This window comes from Pseudomonas bijieensis (genome assembly GCF_013347965.1).
GTDB classification, from domain to species: domain Bacteria; phylum Pseudomonadota; class Gammaproteobacteria; order Pseudomonadales; family Pseudomonadaceae; genus Aquipseudomonas; species Aquipseudomonas bijieensis.
The window spans coordinates 5923048-5946769 of record NZ_CP048810.1 but is presented as its reverse complement, the minus strand read 5'-3'; the positions used below and the strand labels follow the sequence as shown (position 1 = coordinate 5946769).

General features: G+C 60.2%; 23 protein-coding genes. 14 read left to right on the top strand and 9 right to left on the bottom strand.

Annotation, left to right across the window (positions count from 1 at the left end):
* The first annotated feature begins 11 nt into the window (after positions 1-11).
* Positions 12-1010, top strand: coding sequence for a sulfate ABC transporter substrate-binding protein (locus GN234_RS26355; protein ID WP_109754476.1), 999 nt, complete (start codon positions 12-14; stop codon positions 1008-1010).
* 251 nt (positions 1011-1261) lie between these two features.
* The gene (locus GN234_RS26350; protein ID WP_109754477.1) at positions 1262-2449 is read left to right on the top strand and encodes an MFS transporter; all 1188 of its coding nucleotides are present in this window, start codon (positions 1262-1264) and stop codon (positions 2447-2449) included.
* A 59-nt stretch (positions 2450-2508) separates the two neighbouring features.
* Here the strand turns inward: GN234_RS26350 and GN234_RS26345 are convergent, their stop codons facing one another.
* The 4 genes from GN234_RS26345 to GN234_RS26330 form a co-directional block, all read right to left on the bottom strand.
* Entirely contained in the window at positions 2509-2700 is a 192-nt protein-coding gene (locus GN234_RS26345; RefSeq protein ID WP_003204476.1) for a PLDc N-terminal domain-containing protein, read from the bottom strand.
* 71 nt (positions 2701-2771) lie between these two features.
* Positions 2772-3302, bottom strand: coding sequence for a hypothetical protein (locus GN234_RS26340; protein WP_176689292.1), 531 nt, complete (start codon positions 3300-3302; stop codon positions 2772-2774).
* A gap of 191 nt (positions 3303-3493) precedes the next feature.
* Positions 3494-4012 (bottom strand): ankyrin repeat domain-containing protein, encoded by a 519-nt coding sequence (locus GN234_RS26335; RefSeq protein ID WP_109754479.1) that lies wholly within the window; start codon positions 4010-4012, stop codon positions 3494-3496.
* A 94-nt stretch (positions 4013-4106) separates the two neighbouring features.
* Entirely contained in the window at positions 4107-5933 is a 1827-nt protein-coding gene (locus GN234_RS26330) for a long-chain-acyl-CoA synthetase (protein WP_176689291.1), read from the bottom strand.
* 355 nt (positions 5934-6288) lie between these two features.
* Between GN234_RS26330 and GN234_RS26325 the strand changes: the two genes are divergently transcribed.
* Entirely contained in the window at positions 6289-6567 is a 279-nt protein-coding gene (locus GN234_RS26325) for a DUF3509 domain-containing protein (RefSeq protein ID WP_003204481.1), read from the top strand.
* Between the two features lie 105 nt (positions 6568-6672).
* Here GN234_RS26325 and GN234_RS26320 read toward each other — a convergent pair whose 3' ends face one another.
* Genes GN234_RS26320 through aroC form a run of 3 tightly spaced genes read right to left on the bottom strand, consistent with a single transcriptional unit; the run spans position 6673 to position 9512 of the window.
* Positions 6673-7206, bottom strand: a complete 534-nt coding sequence (locus tag GN234_RS26320) for an acireductone dioxygenase (protein WP_176689290.1) — start codon at positions 7204-7206, stop codon at positions 6673-6675.
* Between the two features lie 34 nt (positions 7207-7240).
* Complete coding sequence (locus GN234_RS26315) at positions 7241-8386, bottom strand: MFS transporter (protein ID WP_116834265.1); 1146 nt, start codon at positions 8384-8386, stop codon at positions 7241-7243.
* Between the two features lie 34 nt (positions 8387-8420).
* Complete coding sequence (gene aroC, locus GN234_RS26310; protein WP_176689289.1) at positions 8421-9512, bottom strand: chorismate synthase; 1092 nt, start codon at positions 9510-9512, stop codon at positions 8421-8423.
* Between the two features lie 143 nt (positions 9513-9655).
* Between aroC and GN234_RS26305 the strand changes: the two genes are divergently transcribed.
* Together GN234_RS26305 and GN234_RS26300 are read left to right on the top strand one after the other, a co-directional pair.
* The gene (locus GN234_RS26305; RefSeq protein WP_176689288.1) at positions 9656-10621 is read left to right on the top strand and encodes an alpha/beta hydrolase; all 966 of its coding nucleotides are present in this window, start codon (positions 9656-9658) and stop codon (positions 10619-10621) included.
* Positions 10622-10730: 109 nt separating this feature from the next.
* Positions 10731-11519: a hypothetical protein gene (locus GN234_RS26300; RefSeq protein ID WP_176689287.1), complete on the top strand. Its 789-nt coding sequence runs from the start codon at positions 10731-10733 to the stop codon at positions 11517-11519.
* Between the two features lie 136 nt (positions 11520-11655).
* On the opposite strand, the gene prmB is transcribed toward GN234_RS26300, so the two are convergent.
* A complete protein-coding gene (prmB, locus tag GN234_RS26295; protein ID WP_109754485.1) occupies positions 11656-12564 on the bottom strand; it encodes a 50S ribosomal protein L3 N(5)-glutamine methyltransferase in 909 nt (302 codons plus the stop codon).
* A 254-nt stretch (positions 12565-12818) separates the two neighbouring features.
* Between prmB and GN234_RS26290 the strand changes: the two genes are divergently transcribed.
* The 5 genes from GN234_RS26290 (at position 12819) to GN234_RS26270 (ending at position 15591) form a co-directional block, all read left to right on the top strand.
* Positions 12819-13409 carry a cysteine hydrolase family protein gene (locus tag GN234_RS26290; protein WP_014339619.1) on the top strand — a complete coding sequence of 197 codons (591 nt, stop codon included), beginning with the start codon at positions 12819-12821 and terminating at the stop codon, positions 13407-13409.
* 130 nt (positions 13410-13539) lie between these two features.
* A complete protein-coding gene (locus GN234_RS26285; RefSeq protein WP_109754486.1) occupies positions 13540-13860 on the top strand; it encodes a hypothetical protein in 321 nt (106 codons plus the stop codon).
* Between the two features lie 74 nt (positions 13861-13934).
* Positions 13935-14492, top strand: a complete 558-nt coding sequence (locus GN234_RS26280; RefSeq protein WP_053146321.1) for a Smr/MutS family protein — start codon at positions 13935-13937, stop codon at positions 14490-14492.
* Positions 14493-14569: 77 nt separating this feature from the next.
* The gene (gene folE / locus GN234_RS26275) at positions 14570-15115 is read left to right on the top strand and encodes a GTP cyclohydrolase I FolE (RefSeq protein ID WP_003204506.1); all 546 of its coding nucleotides are present in this window, start codon (positions 14570-14572) and stop codon (positions 15113-15115) included.
* A gap of 104 nt (positions 15116-15219) precedes the next feature.
* Entirely contained in the window at positions 15220-15591 is a 372-nt protein-coding gene (locus GN234_RS26270) for a glutathione S-transferase N-terminal domain-containing protein (RefSeq protein WP_116834266.1), read from the top strand.
* A gap of 128 nt (positions 15592-15719) precedes the next feature.
* Here GN234_RS26270 and GN234_RS26265 read toward each other — a convergent pair whose 3' ends face one another.
* Positions 15720-16886, bottom strand: coding sequence for an aminotransferase-like domain-containing protein (locus tag GN234_RS26265; RefSeq protein WP_176689286.1), 1167 nt, complete (start codon positions 16884-16886; stop codon positions 15720-15722).
* Positions 16887-16967: 81 nt separating this feature from the next.
* Between GN234_RS26265 and GN234_RS26260 the strand changes: the two genes are divergently transcribed.
* From GN234_RS26260 to GN234_RS26245, 4 genes are all read left to right on the top strand, one after another.
* Positions 16968-17414, top strand: a complete 447-nt coding sequence (locus GN234_RS26260) for a MarR family winged helix-turn-helix transcriptional regulator (RefSeq protein ID WP_109754488.1) — start codon at positions 16968-16970, stop codon at positions 17412-17414.
* A 336-nt stretch (positions 17415-17750) separates the two neighbouring features.
* On the top strand, positions 17751-19100 hold the full coding sequence (locus GN234_RS26255; protein ID WP_176689285.1) for an NCS2 family permease: 1350 nt from the start codon (positions 17751-17753) through the stop codon (positions 19098-19100).
* A 61-nt stretch (positions 19101-19161) separates the two neighbouring features.
* Positions 19162-19791 carry a LysE family translocator gene (locus GN234_RS26250; RefSeq protein ID WP_176689284.1) on the top strand — a complete coding sequence of 210 codons (630 nt, stop codon included), beginning with the start codon at positions 19162-19164 and terminating at the stop codon, positions 19789-19791.
* 140 nt (positions 19792-19931) lie between these two features.
* The gene (locus GN234_RS26245) at positions 19932-23663 is read left to right on the top strand and encodes a calcium-binding protein (protein ID WP_176689283.1); all 3732 of its coding nucleotides are present in this window, start codon (positions 19932-19934) and stop codon (positions 23661-23663) included.
* Positions 23664-23722 lie beyond the last annotated feature (59 nt).

Sequence of the window (23722 nt, the reverse complement as noted above, 5' to 3'; positions counted from 1 at the left end):
AGGAATTCGCAGTGAAGAACTTCTTTGGCGCCTCCCTTCTCGCCGCTGGCCTGGCCTTTGGCAACCTGGCTCACGCCGCCCCGACCCTGCTCAACGTTTCCTACGACGTGATGCGTGATTTCTACAAGGACTACAACACCGCCTTCCAGAAACATTGGCAAGCCGAGCACAACGAAAACATCACCGTGCAGATGTCATTCGGCGGTTCCAGCAAGCAGGCGCGCTCGGTGATCGACGGGCTGCCGGCGGACGTCATCACCATGAACATGGCCACCGACATCAACGCCCTGGCGGACAACGGCAAACTGGTGCCCGAAAACTGGGTCACCCGCCTGCCAAACAACAGCGCGCCGTTCACCTCGGCCACCGTATTCATCGTGCGCAAAGGCAACCCGAAAGCGCTGAAAGATTGGCCTGACCTGCTCAAGGACGGTGTGCAGGTGATCGTGCCCAACCCGAAAACCTCCGGCAACGGTCGCTACACCTACCTGTCGGCCTGGGGCTACGTGCTCAAGAATGGCGGTGACGAGAACAAGGCCAAGGCCTTCGTCGGTAAGCTGTTCAAGCAGGCGCCGGTGCTCGACACCGGCGGTCGCGCCGCCACCACCACCTTCATGACCAACCAGATCGGCGATGTGCTGGTGACCTTTGAAAACGAAGCCGAGATGATCGCCCGCGAATTTGGCCGCGATCAGTTCGAAGTAATCTATCCGAGCGTTTCTGCCGAAGCCGAGCCACCGGTGAGCGTGGTCGATAAAGTGGTCGAGAAGAAAGGTTCTCGCGAGGCCGCCGAGGCCTACCTCAAGTACCTGTGGTCGCCCGAAGGCCAGGAAATCGCCGCCGCCAACTACCTGCGTCCACGGGACCCGGCGGTACTGGCCAAGTACACCGACCGTTTCCCGAAAGTGGACTTCCTGTCCGTGGAAAAAACCTTCGGCGACTGGCGCACGGTGCAGAAGACTCACTTCAATGACGGTGGGATTTTCGACCAGATCTACAGCGGGCAGTGAGGCACTGATCGCATAGGGTTGCCAGAGAGCTTTTGTGGCGAGGGAGCTTGCTCCCGCTGGGTGGCGAAGCCGCCCTGAAAAACGATGAGCGCTTCGCACTCAAGCGGGAGCAAGCTCCCTCGCCACATAAAGCACTCATCACAGCAACCATCATCAACCACAGGCATGTCTGATATCAGCCACAAAGCTCTGTTCCAGAGCGGCACAACTCTTTAGCCTCACGCCATCTTTCCTGTTCTGACGAGATTGCCATGAGTGCCCACCCCGCCACCCTGACCCGAGGCATGGTCCTGCTGTTCGCCTTCTGCTGCGGAGCCATCGTCGCCAACATCTACTACGCCCAACCGATCATCGAACTGATCGCGCCGGATGTCGGCCTGAGCAGCACCATGGCCAGCCTGATCGTCTCGTTGACCCAGATCGGTTATGCCTTGGGCCTGTTTTTCCTGGTGCCGCTGGGGGACTTGCTGGAGAACCGCCGGCTGATGATCCTCACCACGCTGGTGGCGATTGCCAGCCTGTTGGGGGCGGCGTTCACTGACCAGCCGAATGTATTCTTGCTGGTCTCCCTGCTGGTGGGGTTCAGTTCAGTGTCGGTGCAAGTCCTGATTCCGTTGGCCGCGCACCTGGCGCCGGAAGAATCCCGGGGCCGGGTCGTCGGTGGGATCATGGGCGGCCTGCTGCTGGGGATCCTGTTGGCGCGGCCGATCTCCAGCGTCGTGGCCGATCACTTCGGCTGGCGGACCATGTTCATCATCGCCGCCGCGTTGATGGCCGCGATCAGCATCGTCCTGGCACTGACCGTGCCCAAGCGCCAACCCGACCATAGCGCCACTTATGGCCAACTGCTGGGCTCGCTCGGCACCCTGCTGCGCCAACAACCGTTGTTGCGGCAACGGGCTTTCTACCAAGCCTGCATGTTCGCCACGTTTAGCCTGTTCTGGACCGCCGTGCCGCTGGAACTGTCACGCGTCCATGGCCTGTCCCAGACTGAAATCGCCCTGTTCGCCCTGGTCGGTGCCATAGGCGCCATCGCCGCGCCCATCGCCGGTCGCCTGGCGGATGCCGGCCATACCCGCATTGCCTCGCTACTGGCGATGCTGTTCGCCAGCCTGAGCTTCCTGCCAGCGTTCATCCATCCGCTCTACAGCGTGATTGGCCTGGCGGTGACCGGGGTGGTCCTGGATTTTTGTGTGCAGATGAACATGGTCCTGGGCCAGCGCACCATCTACGCACTCGATGCCAAGAGCCGCAGCCGCCTGAATGCGCTGTACATGACCAGTATCTTCGTCGGTGGCGCCTTCGGCTCATCGATTGCCAGTGCGGTGTACGAACACGGCGGCTGGTTGTGGGTGGTGATCGTCGGCAGCGCCTTCCCGCTGTTGGCCTTGCTACGTTTCTTGAGCGCCTCGCAGAAACCTTCCCTGGCAACGGCCTGAATACCCACGCATAAAAAATGCCCGGTCGTTCGAAGCGACCGGGCATTGTTGTGGAGCGGTCAAATCCGCACGTTGCCACGCGGCCCGGCAATCGCCCAGATGATCAGGCCCAGCACTGGCAACAGCAGGATCAGCAGCACCCAGAGGATTTTCATCCCGGTTTCCGCGCCGCTCTTGAGTACATTGATGATCGCCCAGATATCGAGCGCCAGGATAATCAGGCCGACCAGGCCGTTGAAGGTGGAACCCATGGTGTCGCTCCCAAATGGTGATAGGCACCCTTAGGATAGCGGGCCCCAGGCAAGGGTTCCGTTTTATTGCTTCAGACGTGGACCGCGATCTTGAGGGCTTCCAGGGACGGCGCGGCGGCGATGCCGACTTCGGCACACAGTTGCAGTACCCGCGGCACGTCGTTGCCGTAGACCAGCACCATTTGCAATTCATCGTCGAGCAACTGGCTGAAGTTCATCAGCACGTAGCCGCCGTTTTCCTTGTTCAGGCTGCTCATCTGGATCTGGATACGGTTGAGCGCGACCAGGGCTTCGGTTTTCGCCAGTTGCTTTGGCTTGAGATTGAACGCCACGCCGGGGCCGAACGAGGCGACGATCTGTTCGAACAGGTCCACGTAAGTGTCGGCCTGGAACAGCACGGTGTCCGGCAGGCTGCCCACTACCACCCACTCACCCAACGGGATAGGGAAGGTGTCGTCGTAGTTGATATCGGGGTTGGCCGCCAGGAAAGCTGTCGGATCGGCGTAGGCCTGGGCCGCTTCGTCGGCGATTCGCTCGATGTCAGCCTCGCCAAGGCAGCCGGAGCTGATTTTAGCGATGAGTTCGATGAGGGCGGCTTTCATGGGGTGAATCCTGTGGCGAAGGGTGTTTTGAGGGCGGGCAGGATAACGCATTCGCATGCGAATTAGGATTGGAGAAGGACCTGTGGCGAACGAGCATTTTGTGGGAGCAAGGCTTGCCCGCGATGAAAACAACACGGTCTCTCTGGAACCCAGGTGCCTGTATCGCGAGCAAGCTTTGCTCCCACAGCCTATCAGCCCAACAACTTTTCCAACTGCGCCGTGGTGTCCACCGCCCCCATGGTCCTGGCCGCATCCAGGGCCGAGACGCCGTTGGCGTCCTTGGCTTTCGGGTCAGCGCCTTTGCCGATCAGGTAGTCGACGATTTCCACCCGGTTGAACATCGCCGCCATCATCAGTGCGGTACGGCCATCGAAGGAGGCGCCTTCCACCTGCGCGCCGCCGTCCACCAGCGCCGAAACCACTGCCAGGTCGCCCTTGAACGCCGCACCGGCAATCGGGCTCTGGCCGTTGTCGTTGCGGATTTCCGGATCGGCCTTGTGCTCCAGCAGCACCTTCACCGTTTCCACATGCCCGTGGTAAGCGGCCAGCATCAACAGGGTGTCACCCTTGTGGTTACGCAGGTTGGGCGGCAGGCCCTTGCTTAGCAGCGCGGCCATCATGGCTGCATCGCCCTGGCGTGCGACGTTGAACACCTGTTCGGCAAACTCCGCAGCCTCTTCCGGGGTCATCTGGCGGCTTGTATCGGACATGGGAAACTCCACTCGGGTCTTCGCAAAACGGCTAGTTTCCCGAGGGACCCGGGCGCTGTCATCCCTTTTTTCACTGTGCCCGCCATAGCCAGAATCAATAACGCAGTTGTCCGTCCTGGATCCGGGTCGCCAGTTGCCGATCCACCCGCACATAAGTATCGGTGCCCGGCAGCCAGGCATAGACCGGTTCATCCCCGGTGACGCATGGGTCGAACGCTTCGGCCTTGAGGCGGGTCTTCTGGTACTTGAAGGTGCCGGTGGTGTCCATTTTCACCTTGATGCGCAGGAACAGCGGCACGGCATAGGCGGGCAACTTGCATTGCAAGAACTGCAACAGCTCGCTGAAATCCAGGGTCGCCAGGGATTCGGACGGAGTGATCGCCGCCATGCCGGCACGGCCATTGGTGCCGTTGATCTCCACGCCGTAGGCCACCGCCTCGGCTACCTGGGGATGTTGCAGCAACACATTTTCGACTTCCGTGGTGGAGACGTTTTCGCCCTTCCAACGATAGGTATCACCGAGGCGATCAACGAACTGCCCATGCCCGAAGCCAATGTTACGCAACAGGTCGCCTGTGTTGAAATAACGGTCGCCCGGCGCAAAGACATCCCGGCAGATGGTTTTTTCGGTCAAGGCCTGCTCGGTGTAGCCGTCCAGCGGCGCCTTTTCGTCGATCCGCGCCAGCAGCAGGCCCGGTTGGCCCCTGGGCACTTTTTGCATACGCCCCTGCAGATTGCGCAACGGCAGGCCACTGTCATGGTCGTACTGCACCAGTTCCCAGCCCATCAGGGAAAAACCGACGGTGTTGTCGAAATTCAGGATGTTGGTAAAGCCGATATTGCCGTCGCTGGCCGCATACAGCTCGCAGATGTGGTCGATGCCGAAACGTGTCTTGAAGGTCGACCAGGCCCCGGGCCGCAGGCCGTTGCCGATCATTTTCTTCACACCGTGATGGCGGTCATCGGCAGCGACAGGCTGATCGATCAGGTAGCGGCACAACTCACCGACATAACCCAGCGTGGTCGCCCGGTAACGACGTACGTCGCTCCAGAACCGGCTGGCGCTGAACTTGCGCCGGATCGCAAATCCCGATGCACCACAGATCGCCGCGCCCCAGCACACGCACAGGCCCGTGGCGTGATACAGCGGCAAAGTGCAATACACGACATCGGCGGGTTGCATGTCCAGGGCGATCAGGCCGAAGCTGGTGGCCGTGCGCATCCAGCGGCCATGGCGAAACACCCCGGCCTTGGGCAGCCCGGTGGTGCCCGAGGTGTAGAGATAAAAGCACGGGTCGTTACAGAAAACCTGCCGGCTGCACGCGGGGTTAGCACCTGGGTAACCCTCGCAGCCAGCCATCAGGTCGATAAAACCAGACGGGACGTCGGCACTGTCCTGATCCGCGACCCACCAGGTCCTGGCGCTCGATAACGCCGTTCGCTCTCGCACATCGTTGAAAGCCGCAACCCGTTCATCCCCGACCACTATCGCGACCGGATTGACCAAGGCCAGGCTGTGCACCAGCGCATCGCCGGTTTGCGAGGTATTGAGCATGGCACTGACCGCACCCACCTTCGCCATCGCCAACACGCTGATCAACAGCTGTGGCCGGTTCTCGATGAATATCGCCACGCAGTCGCCCTTGCCGATGCCCTGGGCCAACAGGTAATGGGCGATGCGATTGGCCTGGGCATTGACCTGTGCATAACTCAACACTGTATCGCCGCACAGCAGCGCCGGGCCGTGGGGATTGCGTTGGGTGGCCTGTTCGAAACACCAGCCCAGGCCACAAGGCTGGGTCGGGTCCTGGACGTTGGCCTGCTTCATGCCTTTGACGATCCGGGGGACGGCTTTGGCAATGACTGGCAGCTTGCGCAGCATCATGCCCCAGGTAATAGCGTCGCTGGGTGTACGACTCATGGTGATCTTCCCCGTTCGACCTCGTGGGTCTCGGTTCTTGTTATGGGCTGGCGGTGATTTTGGCTCGAAAGTACGCCCGCGATTGCGGCGCTGTACACGCGGTTTTTGCAATGTTTTGTATCCGCTGACCGAGACAGGCGAAGCGTGAGCGCCGGAAAACGATTTGGTTCCAAAAATCCTTGCCCGACCACGCAAAATGCAGGATGCACGATGGCTATTCATGCAAGTTGCACGAAAGCAAAAATCCAACAAAAACTTAACTTATTGTTTTTAAATGGTTTTTTAGAGAAGAAAATGCTGGCATAGACAGTGCAACCATCCCTCCACGGTTTGCCATACCATGGAGCAGTCAACTATGAACATGATTCAAGAAAAGTTTGCATCCCTGTTTTCCAACTACGAAGTGACCACTCAGCCCCGCCCGGATGGCGGCATTCTGCTGACCTTGCGTAATAGCGACGGCAAGCTGTTCAAACGCACGATTTCCTATGCTCAATTGCATGCCGGGGATCAGTTGTCCTGGGCGATCAGCGCGATTCGTCGTGACCTGGCTGAACAGGCCAGCGAGTTGCCACAGATCACGCTGTTGCAGAGCCAGCATCGGTTTGCGCTGCCGACTTACCACAGCGCTTGAGTCTGCTGGAAAATCCGCTTTGCTGTTCACATAGAAAAACGGCGCTTCTCTCAGAAATAGGAAGCGCCGTTTTTTTGGGGGGTTTCTTTTGGGGCCAAACGCGGATCAATCCTCCAATCGAGGAAACCGGCGAGCAATATCATCCCCGGTGAGCTCAGCAACCACCCCCTGCGGATCACCAGACAAACGGATCGTAACGAAATGCGGCCGCTCCCCCCCGTCAAACCAATGCCGCGTACCAGCAGGCACCGTTATCAGGTCGTTCCTCTCACACAAAACCGCGTAGACATAATCGCCGATGTGCAGGTTAAACAAACCACGACCGGTGACGAAAAACCGTACTTCGTCCTGGCTATGGCGGTACTCATCAAGCCCCCCGTCCGATTCCGGATGATCGCTGCTGACACTGACTACATCGACCGCTACGTACCCCCGCTCAGTCATCAACCCATCGATCTGAATCTGGTAAGCCGCAATGAGGTCTTCCTCGCGGGCACCAGGCTGGATTTTCGCCGCCGCTTCCCAACGGGCAAAGTGAATGCCTTGTTCGATCAGTGTCGCAGTGATGTCTTCGAAGTGGGTCAACACCTTGTTCGGGATATCGGGGCTCGAAACGTGATAGACGGCGAGGCTGCTCATGACAATGGCTCCAGCAAATTAACGGTTCGAAGGCTCATGGCCGATCCTCTTGCATACGTGTCGCAATGATAACGGCTGCGGCGAAGGCGGCGAGGCTGGCGAGGCTGAAGGTCCAACTGGCGCCCAGGGCGTTCCAACTGTAGCCGGAGTACAACGCGCCCAAGGCCCCGCCCGTGCCCGCCAGCGCCGCGTACAGCGCCTGCCCCTGGCCTTGCTGGCGAGGGCCAAAGCTGCGTTGCACGAAATGGATGGCGGCGGCGTGAAAGCTGCCGAAGGTCGCCGCGTGCAGCACTTGCGCGAATAACAACACCCAGAGGAATTCGGCCAGCGAGCCCAACAACAGCCAGCGCAACGCCGCCAGCAGGAAACTCGCCAGCAATACCCTGCGCACGGAAAATCGCGCCAGGATCCGACTCATCAGCAGGAAGACCAGAACTTCCGCCACCACACCGACCGCCCACAGCATGCCGATCAAGCCGCGACTGTAGCCCAGGCGTTCGAGGTGCAACGTCAGAAAGGTGTAATACGGCCCGTGGCTCACCTGCATCAGGCCCACACAGATGTAGAACGCCAGTACGCCAGGGTTGCGCAGTTGGCGCAGGAAGCCTTCCCCCGCGACTCGCGCCCCCTGCAATGGCTGGGCGTTGGGCACCCAGAAGCTGGCGAGGATGATGCCGGCCATGATCAACACCAGCGCCACCGGGTAGATGTCCAGGCTCAGCCATTCGAACAACCGACCAAGCAGAACCACGGTGATGATGAAACCGATGGAGCCCCACAGGCGGATCTGGCTGTAGCGCGACGCCTGGCCGCTCAAATGGGCCAGGGTAATGACTTCGAACTGCGGCAACACCGCGTGCCAGAAAAACGCATGCAGCGCCATGACCATCGCCAGCCAAGCGTAGCTTTTATCGATGAAGATCAGCGAGAAGGTCAACAGCGTACAGATCGCACCAAAGCGCACGATCGCCAGGCGTCGGCCAGTGTAATCCCCCAGCCAGCCCCAGATGTTCGGCGCCACGCAACGCATCAGCATCGGGATGGCCACCAGCTCGCCGATGCGCGCTGCGTTGAACCCCAGGTGATCGAAATACAGCGCCAGGAATGGCGCCGTCGAACCGAGCAGGGCGAAATAGAACAGATAAAAACTGGAGAGCCGCCAGTACGGCAGTGCCGCCATGGTCGTCAGGCCACGGCGGTCGGCAGGCCAGCCATCAAAGCTGACCCAGCACCGGGGTGCCGACCCGCACATCGGCGTTCTGGCCGCGATGACGCAGCAGGTGATCCATCAGCACGATCGCCATCATCGCCTCGGCGATGGGCGTGGCACGGATGCCGACGCACGGGTCGTGACGGCCCTTGGTGATGACGTCCACCGGGTTGCCATGAATATCGATGGAGCGGCCCGGCGTGGTGATGCTGGAGGTCGGCTTCAGGGCCAGGTGAGCAACGATTGGCTGGCCCGAGGAAATGCCACCGAGGATGCCGCCGGCATTGTTGCTCAGGAAACCTTGCGGAGTCAGTTCGTCACGGTGCTCGGTGCCGCGCTGGGCGACACAGGCGAAACCGGCGCCGATCTCCACGCCCTTCACCGCGTTGATGCTCATCAGCGCATGGGCCAGTTCGGCGTCGAGACGGTCGAAGATCGGCTCGCCGAGGCCAGGCATCACGCCTTCGGCGACCACGGAGATCTTCGCGCCGACCGAGTCCTGGTCCCGGCGCAACTGGTCCATGTAGGCCTCGAGCTCCGGGACCTTGTCTGGATCAGGGCAGAAAAAGGCGTTCTGTTCTACCGAGTCCCAGGTCTTGAACGGGATTTCGATGGGCCCCAACTGGCTCATGTAGCCACGAATGACGATGCCCTGGCTGGCCAGGTACTTCTTGGCAATCGCCCCGGCCGCCACGCGCATGGCGGTTTCCCGGGCCGAGCTGCGACCGCCGCCACGGTAGTCGCGCTCACCGTATTTGTGGTGGTAGGTGTAGTCGGCGTGGGCCGGGCGGAACAGGTCCTTGATGGCCGAGTAGTCCTTGGACTTCTGGTCGGTGTTGCGGATCAACAGGCCGATGGCGCAGCCGGTGGTGCGCCCTTCGAACACACCAGACAGGATTTCGACTTCATCGGCTTCCTGGCGCTGGGTGGTATGGCGACTGGTGCCGGGCTTGCGCCGGTCCAGGTCGCGTTGCAGGTCGTCCAGGGAAATCTCCAGGCCCGGCGGGCAGCCGTCGACAATGGCGACCAACGCCGGGCCATGGCTTTCGCCCGCGGTGGTGACAGTGAACAGCTTGCCGTAGGTATTGCCGGACATGCAGGGTGCTCCGTGAAAAACGCTGAGAGACTCAACCTTGGATTCGTAGTGGGCGCCAGTATACGCAGGCTCCCCGCGTAGTTCATCCTCGAACCTTATCGGCGGCCGCCAGTCCAACCGGCACCTTCGCAACTAATGGCGTGATGATGTTAAAGCTGCTTGCCTTAAGCCTTACCTTGTTAACCGGCCTGTTTTGCGGCCTGGCCCAGGCCACGGTGCTGCAACGCCCGATCAGCCTCGACACGGGCAGTGGTGAACTTTTCGGCTCGTTGTTGCTGCCAAAGTCCGACACGCCAGTGCCGGTCGTGCTGATCATTTCGGGGTCCGGCCCTACGGATCGCGACGGCAACAACCCCGAGGGCGGGCGCAACGACAGCCTCAAGCGCCTGGCCTGGGTCCTGGCCAGGCATAACATTGCCAGTGTGCGCTACGACAAACGCGGTGTGGCCGCCAGCCTCGCGGCGACACCGGACGAGCGCAACCTGAGCGTCGAGGCCTATGTGGCCGACGCCGTAGCCTGGAGCCACAAGCTCGCCGCCGATCCGCGCCTGGGCCCGGTGATTTTGCTGGGCCACAGTGAAGGCGCGTTGATCGCCAGCCTCGCCGCGCCCCAGGCCAACGCAGCGGCGGTGATTTCGCTGTCCGGCAGCGCCCGTCCGATCGATCAGGTGCTGCGCCAGCAACTGAGCAACCGCCTGCCACCGCCCCTGATGCTGCGCAGCAACGAGCTGCTCGACAGCCTCAAGGCCGGTCGAGTCGACGACAACGTGCCGGCGCAACTTCAGGTCATTTTCCGCCCCAGTGTGCAGCCGTACCTGATCTCGCTGTTCCGCCAGGACCCGGCCCGGGCCTTCGCGGCGCTGAAGATGCCGGCCCTGATCATCCAGGGCAGCAACGACATCCAGGTCAGCATCGATGACGCCAAGCAGTTGAAAGCCGCCAAGCCCGACGCCGAACTGGCACTGATCGAGGGCATGAACCACGTGATGCGCATCGTGCCCAACGACGTGAAGCGGCAACTGGCTTCCTACAAGGACCCGAACCTGCCCCTGGCGGCCGAGCTCGGTGCACGGATTCTGCGTTTTATTGACGCGTTAGCCGCCCGTTGAGCGGTTTTAGTGGCAACTAGCCCTCCAGTCCTTTAAAAAACGGCCGATAGCACTGTGTCGGATAGCGCAATGGCTACCGACCAGCCGGCCTGGACAGGACTTTGCCGTTATGACTGAAACTCAAACTTCCCCCGACACCGCCGCCGAAGCCCCCGCCTCGTCTGCGGTGGAGTTGCCGTGGGCCGACGTGCACACCGAGCATCACAAGATGCTCCGCCTGGCCCCGCTCAAGACCGACCGCGCCACCGGTGTGCGGCCGCTGCGGTTTGTCGAGTTCAGCTATGTCGAGCGCCACAGCAAGGAGCGCAGCCTGCTGCGCATGAGCATCCAGCTGCCGAACCAGCGCGTGCGCAAGGAACAGAATCACCTGGACGTCTGGGCCGACCACGTTGAAAAACGTTTGTTTTTTTCCCCGGACAACCTGCAAATCGAGCCGTTGAACCGTGGCATCGGCCGTTTCCTGGCGGCCCAGGGCATTACCTGGGCCAAGAAACGCTGGTCGGCCTACCAGGTAGACGGTACCGACCTGGATAACAAGGACGCCCTGAACGAAGACACTCGCCTGCGCCGCGACCGTTTTCTCAAGGCCCAAGGCTTCGAAGTGGCCTACGCCGACGCCCAGCACCTCAAGGGCAGCGTCAAGCCAACCCACGTTGGCGATCTGCTGGGGGACTGGAACACCGAGAAGCTGCAGTTCGTGGAAATCCTTGAAGCCGCGCAGATGCTGCAACAAGCCGAGCAGAACCTGGCGGAACAGGAAGTCAAACTCAAGCAGCAAGAAGAAAAGGTCAACAAGTTCAAGCGTGAAGACACCGGCCTGCGCTTCACCATCACCTGCCTGGTGGCTTTCGCCATGTTCCAGGCGGGGTTGCTGATCTGGATTGCGACGCGGCACTAAGACTGCACACTGCAAGTGAGCTCTGTGGGAGCGAGCCTGCTCGCGATAGCGTGGTGTCAGCGGCACTTAAGTGACTGACACACCGTCATCGCGAGCAGGCTCGCTCCCACAGGTTGGCTCCCCGAAATCAATCGGATCACACTCGCGAAGCAAACACCGCCTGGTGCTGACGGCACTGCTCGGCGCTGAGCATGAACACACCATGACCACCGCGCTCGAAGTCGAGCCAGGCGAAATCGACTTCCGGGTACAACGCCTCGACGTGCACCTGGCTGTTGCCCACCTCGACGATCAACAGCCCCTTCTCGGTCAGATGATCGGCCGCCTCGGCCAGCATCCGGCGAACCAGGTTCAGGCCGTCATCGCCACAGGCCAGGCCCAGCTCCGGCTCATGCTGGTACTCCGGCGGCATGTCGGCGAAATCTTCCGCGTCGACGTAGGGCGGGTTCGACACGATCAGGTCGAAACGTTGCCCCGGCAATCCCTCGAAACCATCGCCCTGGACGGTGAACACGCGCTCGTCGACACCATGCCGCTCGATGTTCTGGTTGGCCACTTCCAGCGCTTCGAACGACAGGTCGGCCAGCACCACTTCGGCCTCCGGGAACTCATAGGCACAGGCAATGCCGATGCAACCGGAACCGGTGCACAGGTCGAGAATCCGTGCAGGCTCCTGGCCCAACCAAGGCTCGAAACGCTTTTCGATCAGTTCGCCGATAGGCGAGCGCGGAATCAGCACCCGTTCGTCGACGATAAAAGACATCCCGCAGAACCAGGCCTCACCCAGCAGGTAGGCCGCCGGGATGCGCTCGGCAATGCGTCGGCGCAACAGACGCTGCACATGGACCAGCTCTTCGTCTTCAAGGCGGCAGTCCAGGTAGCTGTCGGCAATTTCCCATGGCAGGTGCAATGCGCCCAACACCAGTTGCCGGGCTTCGTCCCACGCGTTATCGGTGCCATGACCGAAAAACAGATCCTCCCCATGGAAACGACTGACGGCCCAACGGATATGGTCGCGCAGGGTACGGAGACGGGAAGTGATCACGGCGGCAAACTCCAGAAAAATCGACGGGCGAGTCTATCAGCCAAACGCGGTGCTGCCCAAACACGCGCCGATGACGAACGAAAATACCCGAAGCAATCGTAGGAATTATCCGTTTTTTGATTCACCTATTGAACAAGACGGGCATCTTGACAAGGCTGTAGGCCAGCAACGGCGGCCCTTGCGATGGAAGCGATTCACAGAACCGCTCAGCCAGAGGACAATGTCGCAAAAGCCCCACTCGAAGGAGCCCCAGAATGTCCGTTCCAAAAACGATGTTTCAACTCAGCGGCCGTGGTTATGCGGCGGCCAATCTGAGTCAAGCGACCCTGATCATCATCGATGCCCAGAAAGAATACCTCGCAGGTCCCCTGGCCCTGAGCGGCATGGATGCAGCCGTCGCGAACATCAAGCAATTGCTCGGTGCGGCCCGTGCAGCCGGTCGACCGATCGTGCATGTGCGCCACCTGGGCACCCATGGCGGGCTGTTCGATCCACAAGGCGAACGCGGGGAGTTCATTCCCGGCCTCGAACCCCAGGGTGACGAAACCGTGGTCGAAAAGTTGCTGCCCAGCGCCTTCCACGGCACCGAACTGAAAAAGCGCCTGGAAGACTTCGGCCCCCTGGACCTGATCGTGTGCGGGTTCATGAGCCATTCCAGCGTCAGCACCACTGTGCGCGCCGCCAAGAACCTGGGCTTTCGCTGCACCCTGGTGGAAGACGCCTGCGCCACCCGCGACCTGCCATACAAGGGCGGCGTCCTCAGCGCCGAGCACGTACAACAGACCGAAATGGCGATCATGGCCGACAACTTCGCCACCCTGGCCCTGACCCGCGACTTCATCTGATGCGCCTTGATGAGCGGCCCGCCCTGCCGCTCATCCGCAAAAGCCTCTCATTTGCCGCAATTGCCCTACCTTCAGGAACAACCCGAATATCTTCCGGTCGAAGGGCCGATACCCATTGAGGAAGGTCGGAATGAAGTTATCCGATGGTTTTGACGCACGTCGCTTGCGGCCCAAGGGCCCGAGCAACTGGCGGTTTCGTTTCGGCGCGGCGATCGCTGCGCTCCTGGCAACACTCGGTGTATTACTGGCCATGGCCGGTGCGGCCAGCCTGCTGGGCCGTCCCCCCGCACTGGGCGAGTTGAATGCCACCCCGCTGGGTTCGGCGATCATCCTGGCTGTCGGTCTTGTCGTATTGCTGTTGGGCGTCTGGCTCTGGCGCCGTTGCCGCCGTCGCGCCCGCCAATCCCTGGAGCTGGCCATGGCTCCGCACCTGATGAAAAAGCACGACTGACCCACCATCCGACGTTTTGTCGCGCCTGATCCCGCCAGAGTTGGGTAAACTGGCCGGCCTTCGCGGAGGCTGACATGCAAGACGACGACTTTTCCCTGTTCAAAAGTGCGATCCAGGGCGTAAAACCGATCAAGCACGACCGTGCCGAGACCGGCAAGCCCAAGGCTGATCGCGCACAGATCGCCAAGCTGCGCCAGGCCGCCACCGTACGCACCGACGCCACGACCGTGGACGGTTTGTCCGATCAGTTCGTGATCGACGTCGGCCCGGAAGACGAGTTGATGTGGGCGCGCGACGGCGTCCAGGAAAGCCAGATGCGCAAGCTGAAGGTCGGCCAGATCCCCTTCGAAGGCAGCCTCGACCTGCACGGCATGAGCGTCGAAAAAGCCCGGGAAACCCTCTGGGCATTCCTGGCCGAAGCCACCAGATTCGAAATCCGCTGCGTGCGCGTCACCCACGGCAAAGCCGTGCGCCTGGACGGCAAGCGGCCGATGATCAAGAGCCACGTCAATACCTGGTTGCGCCAGCACCCGCAAGTGCTGGGCTTCACCTCCTGCCAGGCGAAACACGGCGGTGCCGGGGCGGTGTACGTGATGCTCAAGCGCACCATGATGGAAGGTCGCGACGAGTAGCCCGCGATTGCCGAGCTTGCAGCGCCGTGTCCGCCACCGTACCCTTGCCCTTTGCGTAAAATCCCACAGGTAGTTTCATGTCTCTGGAACAGAATTACACCGCGATTCTCGGCCAACTGGGCGAGGACGTTTCCCGCGAGGGCCTGCTCGACACGCCCAAGCGTGCTGCCAAGGCCATGCAGTACCTCTGCCGCGGTTATGAACAGACCCTGGAAGAAGTCACCAACGGTGCCTTGTTCAGCTCCGACAACAGCGAGATGGTGCTGGTCAAGGACATCGAGTTGTACTCGTTGTGCGAACACCACCTGCTGCCTTTCATCGGCAAGGCACACGTGGCCTACATCCCGAGTGGCAAGGTGCTGGGGCTGTCGAAAGTCGCGCGCATCGTCGATATGTATGCCCGTCGCCTGCAGATCCAGGAAAACCTCAGCCGCCAGATCGCCGACGCGGTCCAGCAAGTGACCGGCGCCCTGGGCGTGGCGGTGGTGATCGAGGCCAAGCACATGTGCATGATGATGCGCGGTGTGGAAAAGCAGAATTCCTCGATGATCACCTCGGTGATGCTCGGCGAGTTCCGGGAAAATGCCGCCACTCGCAGCGAATTCCTCAGCCTCATCAAGTAACCCGACGCTTGAAGAAAACCGGCATCGATCGCCGGTTTTTTTTCGCCTGCGAAAAATCAGGTAAGCTGCGCGCCCTCTTCTTCCCTGCCGCGAGGCTTAATACCGTGATTGTCAAAGCGCTTCGAGTTGGCCTGGGCCAGCTCATCATCTTCATCGACTTCATCACCCGCCCCGGCAAGAAACAGCGCCCGGCCGAGGCCCAGGCGCAGGTCGACCAGGCCGCCCGCAGCCTGACGCTCTATCAATTCCACGCCTGCCCGTTCTGCGTGAAGACCCGCCGCACCCTGCGCCGCCTCAACGTGCCGGTGGCCCTGCGCGATGCGAAGAACAACGAGCAGGATCGTCAGACACTGCTGGAACAAGGCGGCAGGATCAAGGTGCCGTGCCTGCGTATCGAAGAGAATGGCCAGACCTCCTGGATGTATGAGTCCAAGGCGATCATTGATTATCTGGATAAGCGGTTTTCTGCGGTCTGATAATTTTGTGGTGTGTTTGCGGACCCCTATCGCGAGCAGGCTCGCTCCCACAATGAAACTGTAGGTAACTGGAGAGCCCTGTGGGAGCGAGCCTGCTCGCGATGGGGCCCGCCCAGTCACCGCATGACTCAAGCTGCTTTCACCGCCAAAGCCCCCCGCACTACCCCCGCCAACCGCTTGAGCCCTTCATCCAACCGCGCCGGATCAATGTGGCTGAAATTCAAGCGCAAGTGCCCCGGATGCTTGTCCGGCTCCGGAAAGAACGGCTCCCCCGGCATGAACGCAACATCGGCCGCCAGCGCGGCGGCGAGCAAGGTGCGGGTGTCCAGCGGTTGTTTGAGAGTCAGCCAGAAAAACAATCCGCCCTGGGGCACGTTCCAATCCGCGATCTCGGAAAAATGCTTTTGCAGCGCAGCCTGGAAGCGGTCGCGACGGTCGCGGTAGAAGTCCCGCAGCTCACTCAAATGAAGACGGTACTGCTCGGTGCCGATCCACTGCAGCGCCTGCCATTGACCGATGCGATTGGTGTGCAGGTCCGCCGACTGCTTGAGCCGCAACAGGTGCGGGAACAGATCCGCACTGGCGATCAAATAACCCACCCGCAGCCCCGGCAACAGGGTTTTCGACACGGTGCCGGTGTAGATCCAACTGGCCTTCTTCAAGCGACTGGCAATAGGCGTGGCGCTGCCGCCGTCGAAGGTCAGTTCGCGGTAGGGTTCGTCCTCGATCAGGGTCACGCCAAACTCATCCAGCAAGGCCGCCACCGCGTCGCGCTTGGCCTCGCTATAGCGCACCGCCGAGGGGTTCTGGAAGGTCGGAATCAGGTAGATGAACGCCGGCCGATGCCGCTCCAGGCGAGCCCGCAATTGCTTCAGGTCTGGGCCGTCGGCTTCCAGAGGCACGGTGATGCAGTCAGCGCCGAACAGCTGGAAAATCTGCAACGCCGCCAGATAAGTCGGCGCTTCGAGCATCACTTCGGTACCCACGTCGATGTGCAGCTTGGCCGCCAGGTCGAGGGTTTGCTGGGAACCGCTGACCACCAGCACCTGGCTTGCCTCGCAGGCCAGGCCCAAGGAACGTGCCTGAGCCGCCAAGGCTTCGCGCAGGGCCGGTTCACCTTCACTCATGCCGTACTGGCCTATGGACAATGGCATGGCCGCCCACTCCACTTTCGGCAGCATGGCCTCGGCCGGCAGGCCGCCAGCGAACGACATCACTTCCGGGCGCTGCGCCGCAGCGAGGATTTCTCGAATCAAAGAACTTTTGAGGCGCGAGACACGTTCGGAAAAAGCCATGGGATCACCTGTAGCGGGTCACTGGAAAAATGAGTCAAACTTGTTGACCGAAATTACTCCGACCTCTCTGGATACGTCAACATGATTGACCTTAAAAACCCGACTTCCCAACAAATGGCCATGGAAGCGTTTTTCTTCGGTTACCAGGCGTTCACCGCCAAGGCCGATGAAATGCTCGAGCGTCGTGGGTTGAGCCGGGTCCACCAGCGCATCGTTTTTTTCATCGCCCGCTATCCCTCGTTGAGCGTAAAGGAGTTGCTGGCCCTGCTCGGAGTGAGCAAACAGGCGCTGAACATGCCGTTGCGCCAGTTGATGGAAATGCACCTGGTGAACAGCGTCGCGTCCGAGACTGACAAGCGTAAGCGCCTGTTGGAACTGACGGCCGAAGGCGAGCGCTTCGAGCAGGCGTTGCGGCGTGAGCAGGTGAAATTGCTGGAGCGGGTGTTTGCCGAGGCTGGGGAGGCGGCGGTGGATGGGTGGTTGGCGGTGAACCTGGCTCTGGGGAAGAGTCCTGTGCCTATTGACTGAGTTTTCCGCAAGATTTGTGGCGCCAGGGCTATTGCTATCGCGGGCAAGCCTTGCTCCCACAATCGAACTCATTGGGCACCGCATCCCTCTGTGGGAGCAAAGCTTACTCGCGATAGCGTCCGCATGGGCGATATATCCCTATCGCCAGACATTTCGTCGACAACACAGAAAACATTATTTGCTTTATTTGTATACAAAAGCATAATTCGCTTCGTGCGAGTTCCTGACCAAAAGGTCAACATACTTCGCCAGCCTTACCTGCCTCAGCGCATCGCAGCCACCCCAGGGTGTGTGCGGTGCTGGAAATAACAATAAGACTCTTGAGGAGTACTCGCTGTGGAAAGCCGCAAACCCGAAGCCCAGACGCTGGACCTTTCGCCGCCACTACGCAGTGGCTGGCTGGAACGCCTCTTCAAACTCAGCTTGCACGGCACCACGGTGAAGACCGAGCTGATTGCCGGCCTGACGACCTTCATCACCATGGCCTACATCATCTTCGTCAACCCCAACATCATGGCCGACGCCGGCATCGATCACGGCGCGGCATTCGTCGCCACTTGCATCGCCGCCGCCCTGGGTTGCCTGTTGATGGGCCTGTACGCCAACTGGCCGGTGGGCCTGGCGCCGGGCATGGGCCTGAACGCCTTCTTCACCTACACCGTGGTCGGCACCATGGGCTACAACTGGGAAACCGCATTGGGTGCAGTGTTTATTTCCGGTGTGCTGTTCATGATCCTGACCTTGTCCCGGGTGCGGGAGTGGCTGCTCAACAGCATTCCGGTGAGCCTGCGGTTCGCCATGGGCGCAGGGGTCGGGTTGTTCCTCGGGCTGATCGGCCTGAAAACCGCCGGGATCATCGTCGACAGCCCCGCCACGCTGATCAAGCTCGGCTCGTTGCGCGAACCCGGTCCGCTGCTCGCCGCCGTGTGCTTCCTGATGATCGCCGTGCTCAGTTATCACCGGGTATTCGGCGCGATCCTCATCAGCATCATCGCCGTGACCCTGGCCGGTTGGGGCCTGGGGCTGGTGCAGTACAACGGCATCATGTCCACACCGCCGAGCCTGGCACCGACCTGGATGGCGATGGACGTCGTTGGCGTGTTCAACGTCAGCATGATCAGCGTGGTGCTGGCCTTCCTGTTCGTGCACATGTTCGACACCGCCGGCACGCTGATGGGCGTCGCCCAGCGCGCGGGCCTGGTGAAAGCCGATGGCAGGATCGAGAATCTCTCCCGTGCCTTGAAAGCCGACAGCGCCTCCAGCGTATTCGGTGCCATGGTTGGCGTGCCGCCAGTGACCAGCTACGTGGAAAGCGCCGCCGGTGTGGCCGCCGGTGGCCGCACGGGGCTTACCGCCGTGACGGTTGGTGTGCTATTTATTGCCGCGATGTTCTTCGCGCCACTGGCCGGGATGATCCCGGCCTACGCCACCGCCGGGGCCTTGATCTACGTCGCCATGCTGATGATGGGCGGCATGGCCCACATCGAATGGGACGAGGCGACCGACAGCATCCCGGCCATCGTCACGGCCATCATGATGCCCCTGACGTTCTCGGTCGCCGACGGCATTGCCCTGGGTTTCATCACCTATGTGGTGCTCAAGGCCGGCACTGGCAAACGCAAGGAAATCTCCGTCAGCCTGTGGGTGCTCTGCGCGATCTTCATCGCCAAGTTCATCTTCTTGTAAGCGATACCGTAACCCCCGCCTCACCCATTGGGTGAGGCTTTTGTCCATCAGGAGCAAAGCAATGAATCTGGAAACCTGGCTGTTGTTCAGCGGCGCCGCCTTGGTGGTGATCCTTATCCCCGGCCCGTTGTCGCTGTTGATGATCGGCAACAGCCTGAACTACGGCCTGCGCCGCTCGTACCCGGCGTTCCTCGGCGGAGTGATCGCCTCGATTTGCCTGCTGAGTGCCTCGGCGCTGGGGCTCGGTGCGTTGTTGCTGGCGTCGGAGCAGTTGTTCAGCGCCCTGAAGATCGTCGGTGCGCTGTACCTGTTCTACCTGGCCTGGCAGAGCTGGCAGCAATCGCGCCAACCTGCCCAAGGCGCTGAAGTGCCCCAGGCCGCCGCCGTTCCACGTTTTCGCGCCTTGTTCGGCCGGGCATTCGTGCTGGGCGCCAGCAACCCGAAGGACATCCTGTTCTTCGCCGCTTTCCTGCCGCAGTTCTTGAGCGCCGAGCAAGCGTTCCTGCCACAACTGTTGATCATGATCGCCACCTGGACTGTACTCGACCTGTTCTGCAAGCTGGCCTACGGCCTCGGCGCCCACGGTGCGGCGCGGTATTTGCGTACGGGCAAAGGCCAGAGTTGGTTCAACCGCATCAGTGCAGGATTATTTGGCGGTGCTGGCGCAGCCTCCTTACTGTCGACCCATTGAGGCGCGTTATTTTTTTAATCACTTCATCTCTTAAGGTTCAAGGCCCTCGCAAAACGTCGCAACAACCAATTGATATACACCTCTCAGAAAAATACTTTACATAGAAGGCCATTCATTATCGTTGAACAAGGAAGTTCACAATGGCCAAGGTGTTTCACCTCGACTCCGTTTCTCACGACACTGGCGTAGTTATTACCGATCTAGGCTTGCAGGCCAATGAACATGACGTCGAGACGCTCGACTTCCGGGCCGGCGATGAAACGCCGATCGACCCGCAACACAGACAAAGACAGGCCCAACTCGAAGTTGTAGATAAACTTTATGGCCCGCTACACATCGGTTCCGTGACAGTGACCCGTTCAGCCTTGGACGCCTTGGGTGCAATCACCGATGGACAGCCTCTGAATGGCGACAATACTTTTTTCCGCAGCCCCCATCGCGTTTTCGTGGACACCTTGCAGTTCAACCCGGTTGATATCCAAGCCTGTATAAACCGCACCGTTGACGCGAACGACTATCGGCTGCCAACGCTACTGTTCGAAATCGCCAGCCAGCGCCCACCCACCGCGCGCCCTTTGTTGCGGGAGATTCCAGATATACCGGCTGAACCCGGCGATTATCGAGGCTCGCTTGAAAGGCTTTTAAACGCCGCTCAAAAACTGAATACCTCTGTGCTCACACAACGAACCTTGAGTTGGGTGAATAAAACCAAGAGTAATCTCCTCATCCCAACGGGCCTCGGACTCCAGGCCTTCGGCATCTACAGCGGCTTACGCGGTTTGCAAGACGCCATCCGGAACAAGGACGCCTATCAGTCCGTCTTCAACGGGGCCAGCGTAACGGCCGAGCTGGCTTCAATTGGCCTCGAGGCCGCGATAACCAGGCAAGCCATGCAGATGCTCACGGCCGGCCAGAGCGCCCTCGGGAGTTTCGCCAAGACCTCATTCGCCTTGAGGCTAGGGCGCGCAAGTGGCTTGATCGCCAGCGTGCTGACGCTTCCCTTCGATATCATCGCCGCCGTTGATTCGCTCAAGGCCGCCGCCAATGGCCGTGACGCCACGGACCATTACGTCAACGCGGCATTGAGTATGACCAGCGCGGCCATGACCGTGACCATCGGCGTAGCGGCGCTGGCAGGGTTTACTTCAGCCGGTCCGGTGGGCCTTGCCGCAGGACTCATCCTGGCGGTGGGTTCGCAGATCTGGGGCGCGATTCGTGAAGTCGACGAGATCGACGACTACATAGAACTCACCGTCCATGAGCGCCTGCGTACAGGGTGGTTCGCCTTCTGGATGATCAGCCCTGATGACGATATTCAGCAGCGCTACACCACCGCCAAGACCACCGCTGAACATACCCGGCAACTTCGGGCCACTGCCTTGAAATTACTGCAAGGCACATTAAGAGACAGCACCGAAGCCATCGTAAACGGCAAGTTCAATGTCGAACTGGAAGCGGTGACGTACAACACCTGGAATTGGTGGACCGGTGAACGATACCAAGCGACTCGAGTCCGTCCCACGATCAAAGACAGCGACGACACTATTGACGCGCGCGACGGTGTCACTGTCGATACGCCCGGTGCAGTCCTTGGCACCTCGGCGGAACACAAGGGTATCCATTGGCATATCGGTGGCGGAAACGACACCATCTCGGGCGTTGAAAAAAAACCGAACGTCTTCCATTACGGCGCAGGCGTTAAGAAACTGACTGGAGGTGAGAAAGATGATGTTTTCATTTTCGAAGGTTCGCCGCAGACGCTCCGCACAAACCCGCCCTTGCCACCCAATCGGTTAGTGGGCGGAAAAGGCAATGACACGATTATTTTATCAGGCCGAACCAAAGGTCCCCAGGAACAACTCGGCTACCACGTCGATCTGGAAGCCGGGCACCTGTCCATCATCATTCAAGAGCAAGCGAAGGTGCACTATCCCCATGCAGTCCTGGAAAGCATCGAGCATGTAGAGATACAGGAGGGCAGGACCAACGTCATCAGGGGCACCGCCGGCTCGAACATCATTAAATCCCGCGGCAATGATTCAATCGAGGCCGGGGCAGGCGATGACCAGATTTTCCTTCTAGGTGCCGACAACCGCGACGCAGACGGTGGGCCGGGCAATGATGTCTATGCCATCGCCCATAAACCGGGCAGCGTATCGATCAGCGAGGACGGCATCGGCAATAGCGTGATTGCGCTGGACTGGAGGGCCGACCTGATCGAAGGCTGGAAGATCGAAGGGGACAGCCTCGTCGTGACCTCGGGCTTTGACGCAGATGACTGGCAACTGCGGGAAGTGATCATCAAGAAGGCCTACCGACCCGTCGACAACAAACGGCACATTCGAAACAACAAACTTACCTTCGTGACAAAGGATGGCTATCACTTGGTGCCCGACCTGCCCGATACGATCGAACAGAGCCTGCCCCTCGACATCGAAGCGGTCATCACCCAGCAAGGAACACCGCGCAGCCCGGTTATCTTGAACAACCAGAAAACGCACCGGGTCGCACATGACAAGGACACCAGTTATTACCTGTCACGCCTTACCGCGTCGACGACGCTTCAGGTCATACAACGCAGCGACTTCACCACCACGGTGCATCTGGATTATGCCAGCGCCGAACTGACGCGGATCGAAGCCCATTACAATGTCCAAGTCACCCACGACGATGATGATTGGAACACCGTAAAGTATGGGGAATGCGGCCTGACCTTATACTTCGGCGCGCATCAAGTTGCCCTGAAGAACCTGGCCAGCTCCGATGAGCGTTACACCGCACAGAATACCCGCACCAAGCGACGTGCATTTTCCGCCCTGGGTTCGAACCACCTCGTTACGCTCATCATGAATGACGGTGTGTCCTACCGCCTCGTCCAACCGACACCCGACTATGGCCTTCTACTGGACGAGACATTCATTGGCCAATCGTCGGTGGGCTGGAAAACCGACGTGTCATTGCCCCTCACGGCGACCAGAAAGAAATATATGCATCTTGCCCCCTCGGACAAGAGCCCTTATTACATGCGCAATCGAGCCACCTGCGCGCAGCTCACCTCCCCCTCGGAACAAACCGGTATTGAAGTTTTGATCGGCGAAGGCGCGACCTACCTCGTGCATCTAAGCCCGGACATGACGCTACGACTATCCACACCCGGTGCCCTGGCCGGGGCCAAGCCCCGATTGCCGAATGCCTCGATATGGGAGCTCGACGCCACGCACTTGGGGACGGTCGAGATCAATCTTTCTGCCAACCTGTTGCAGATAGGCACAACGATTATTCATCTCCCCACCTATGAGGTTGAAGACCTTGTCGACAAGATACGGGTCATCACTGCCCAAGGCATCGTGTATGCGGTCGATACCTTATTCGAACGGGTTTATGTAGAGGCGCTCGACGCTCGGTATTTCACTTTCCCCCTCGATCCCTCGGCGGCATGGCCCAGCGAACTGTCCGCTCTTGCCACCAGAGATTTGCAAGTACTGAATATCGCGCTCAAGGATGGCGCTCGCGGCGGTCTGAGGTACAGCCTTGAAACACGCAAATGGACCCTGGAGACCGATAAGACTCGCCTCATCGAAAGCCAGGATCTTCGAAAAACAAACCTTTGCGATCACCACCTCAACTTCTACCGGGATCTGGCGAGCGAAGGCCTTGGTCAAAACCCACCGACGGACGATGGCGCACTTCGCGTGCTGCGGGAAAAGTGCGTGGCACTGGCGGAAAGCCTCACGCTGGGCAATTCGAAATTCCTCTCGCAAACCCTGACGCTCAGCCTGGCGTTCGGGATGACCGCCCCTCAATTAAGCAGACTTCTTTCGTTGTATGGGTCCCTCCCAACCCTGTTTACAAGCCCCCCTATACATATGTAGTGCACGGGCTTGAGCAGTTTCAAGGAACATCCTCAAGCCGGTGACCTGTCGATGCGTAG

Excerpts from the sequence above, each read along its gene's own strand:
- GN234_RS26340 (WP_176689292.1), bottom strand. The coding sequence starts at position 3,302 with ATGAAAGCCGCCCTCATCGAACTCATCGCTAAAATCAGCTCCGGCTGC.
- GN234_RS26330 (WP_176689291.1), bottom strand. The coding sequence starts at position 5,933 with ATGAGTCGTACACCCAGCGACGCTATTACCTGGGGCATGATGCTGCGC.
- GN234_RS26325 (WP_003204481.1), top strand. The coding sequence starts at position 6,289 with ATGAACATGATTCAAGAAAAGTTTGCATCCCTGTTTTCCAACTACGAA.
- GN234_RS26305 (WP_176689288.1), top strand. The coding sequence starts at position 9,656 with ATGATGTTAAAGCTGCTTGCCTTAAGCCTTACCTTGTTAACCGGCCTG.
- GN234_RS26245 (WP_176689283.1), top strand. The coding sequence starts at position 19,932 with ATGGCCAAGGTGTTTCACCTCGACTCCGTTTCTCACGACACTGGCGTA.
- aroC (WP_176689289.1), bottom strand. The coding sequence starts at position 9,512 with ATGTCCGGCAATACCTACGGCAAGCTGTTCACTGTCACCACCGCGGGC.
- GN234_RS26345 (WP_003204476.1), bottom strand. The coding sequence starts at position 2,700 with ATGGGTTCCACCTTCAACGGCCTGGTCGGCCTGATTATCCTGGCGCTC.
- GN234_RS26265 (WP_176689286.1), bottom strand. The coding sequence starts at position 16,886 with ATGGCTTTTTCCGAACGTGTCTCGCGCCTCAAAAGTTCTTTGATTCGA.
- GN234_RS26260 (WP_109754488.1), top strand. The coding sequence starts at position 16,968 with ATGATTGACCTTAAAAACCCGACTTCCCAACAAATGGCCATGGAAGCG.
- GN234_RS26315 (WP_116834265.1), bottom strand. The coding sequence starts at position 8,386 with ATGGCGGCACTGCCGTACTGGCGGCTCTCCAGTTTTTATCTGTTCTAT.
- GN234_RS26285 (WP_109754486.1), top strand. The coding sequence starts at position 13,540 with ATGAAGTTATCCGATGGTTTTGACGCACGTCGCTTGCGGCCCAAGGGC.
- folE (WP_003204506.1), top strand. The coding sequence starts at position 14,570 with ATGTCTCTGGAACAGAATTACACCGCGATTCTCGGCCAACTGGGCGAG.
- GN234_RS26350 (WP_109754477.1), top strand. The coding sequence starts at position 1,262 with ATGAGTGCCCACCCCGCCACCCTGACCCGAGGCATGGTCCTGCTGTTC.
- GN234_RS26290 (WP_014339619.1), top strand. The coding sequence starts at position 12,819 with ATGTCCGTTCCAAAAACGATGTTTCAACTCAGCGGCCGTGGTTATGCG.
- GN234_RS26300 (WP_176689287.1), top strand. The coding sequence starts at position 10,731 with ATGACTGAAACTCAAACTTCCCCCGACACCGCCGCCGAAGCCCCCGCC.
- GN234_RS26320 (WP_176689290.1), bottom strand. The coding sequence starts at position 7,206 with ATGAGCAGCCTCGCCGTCTATCACGTTTCGAGCCCCGATATCCCGAAC.
- GN234_RS26250 (WP_176689284.1), top strand. The coding sequence starts at position 19,162 with ATGAATCTGGAAACCTGGCTGTTGTTCAGCGGCGCCGCCTTGGTGGTG.
- GN234_RS26335 (WP_109754479.1), bottom strand. The coding sequence starts at position 4,012 with ATGTCCGATACAAGCCGCCAGATGACCCCGGAAGAGGCTGCGGAGTTT.
- GN234_RS26280 (WP_053146321.1), top strand. The coding sequence starts at position 13,935 with ATGCAAGACGACGACTTTTCCCTGTTCAAAAGTGCGATCCAGGGCGTA.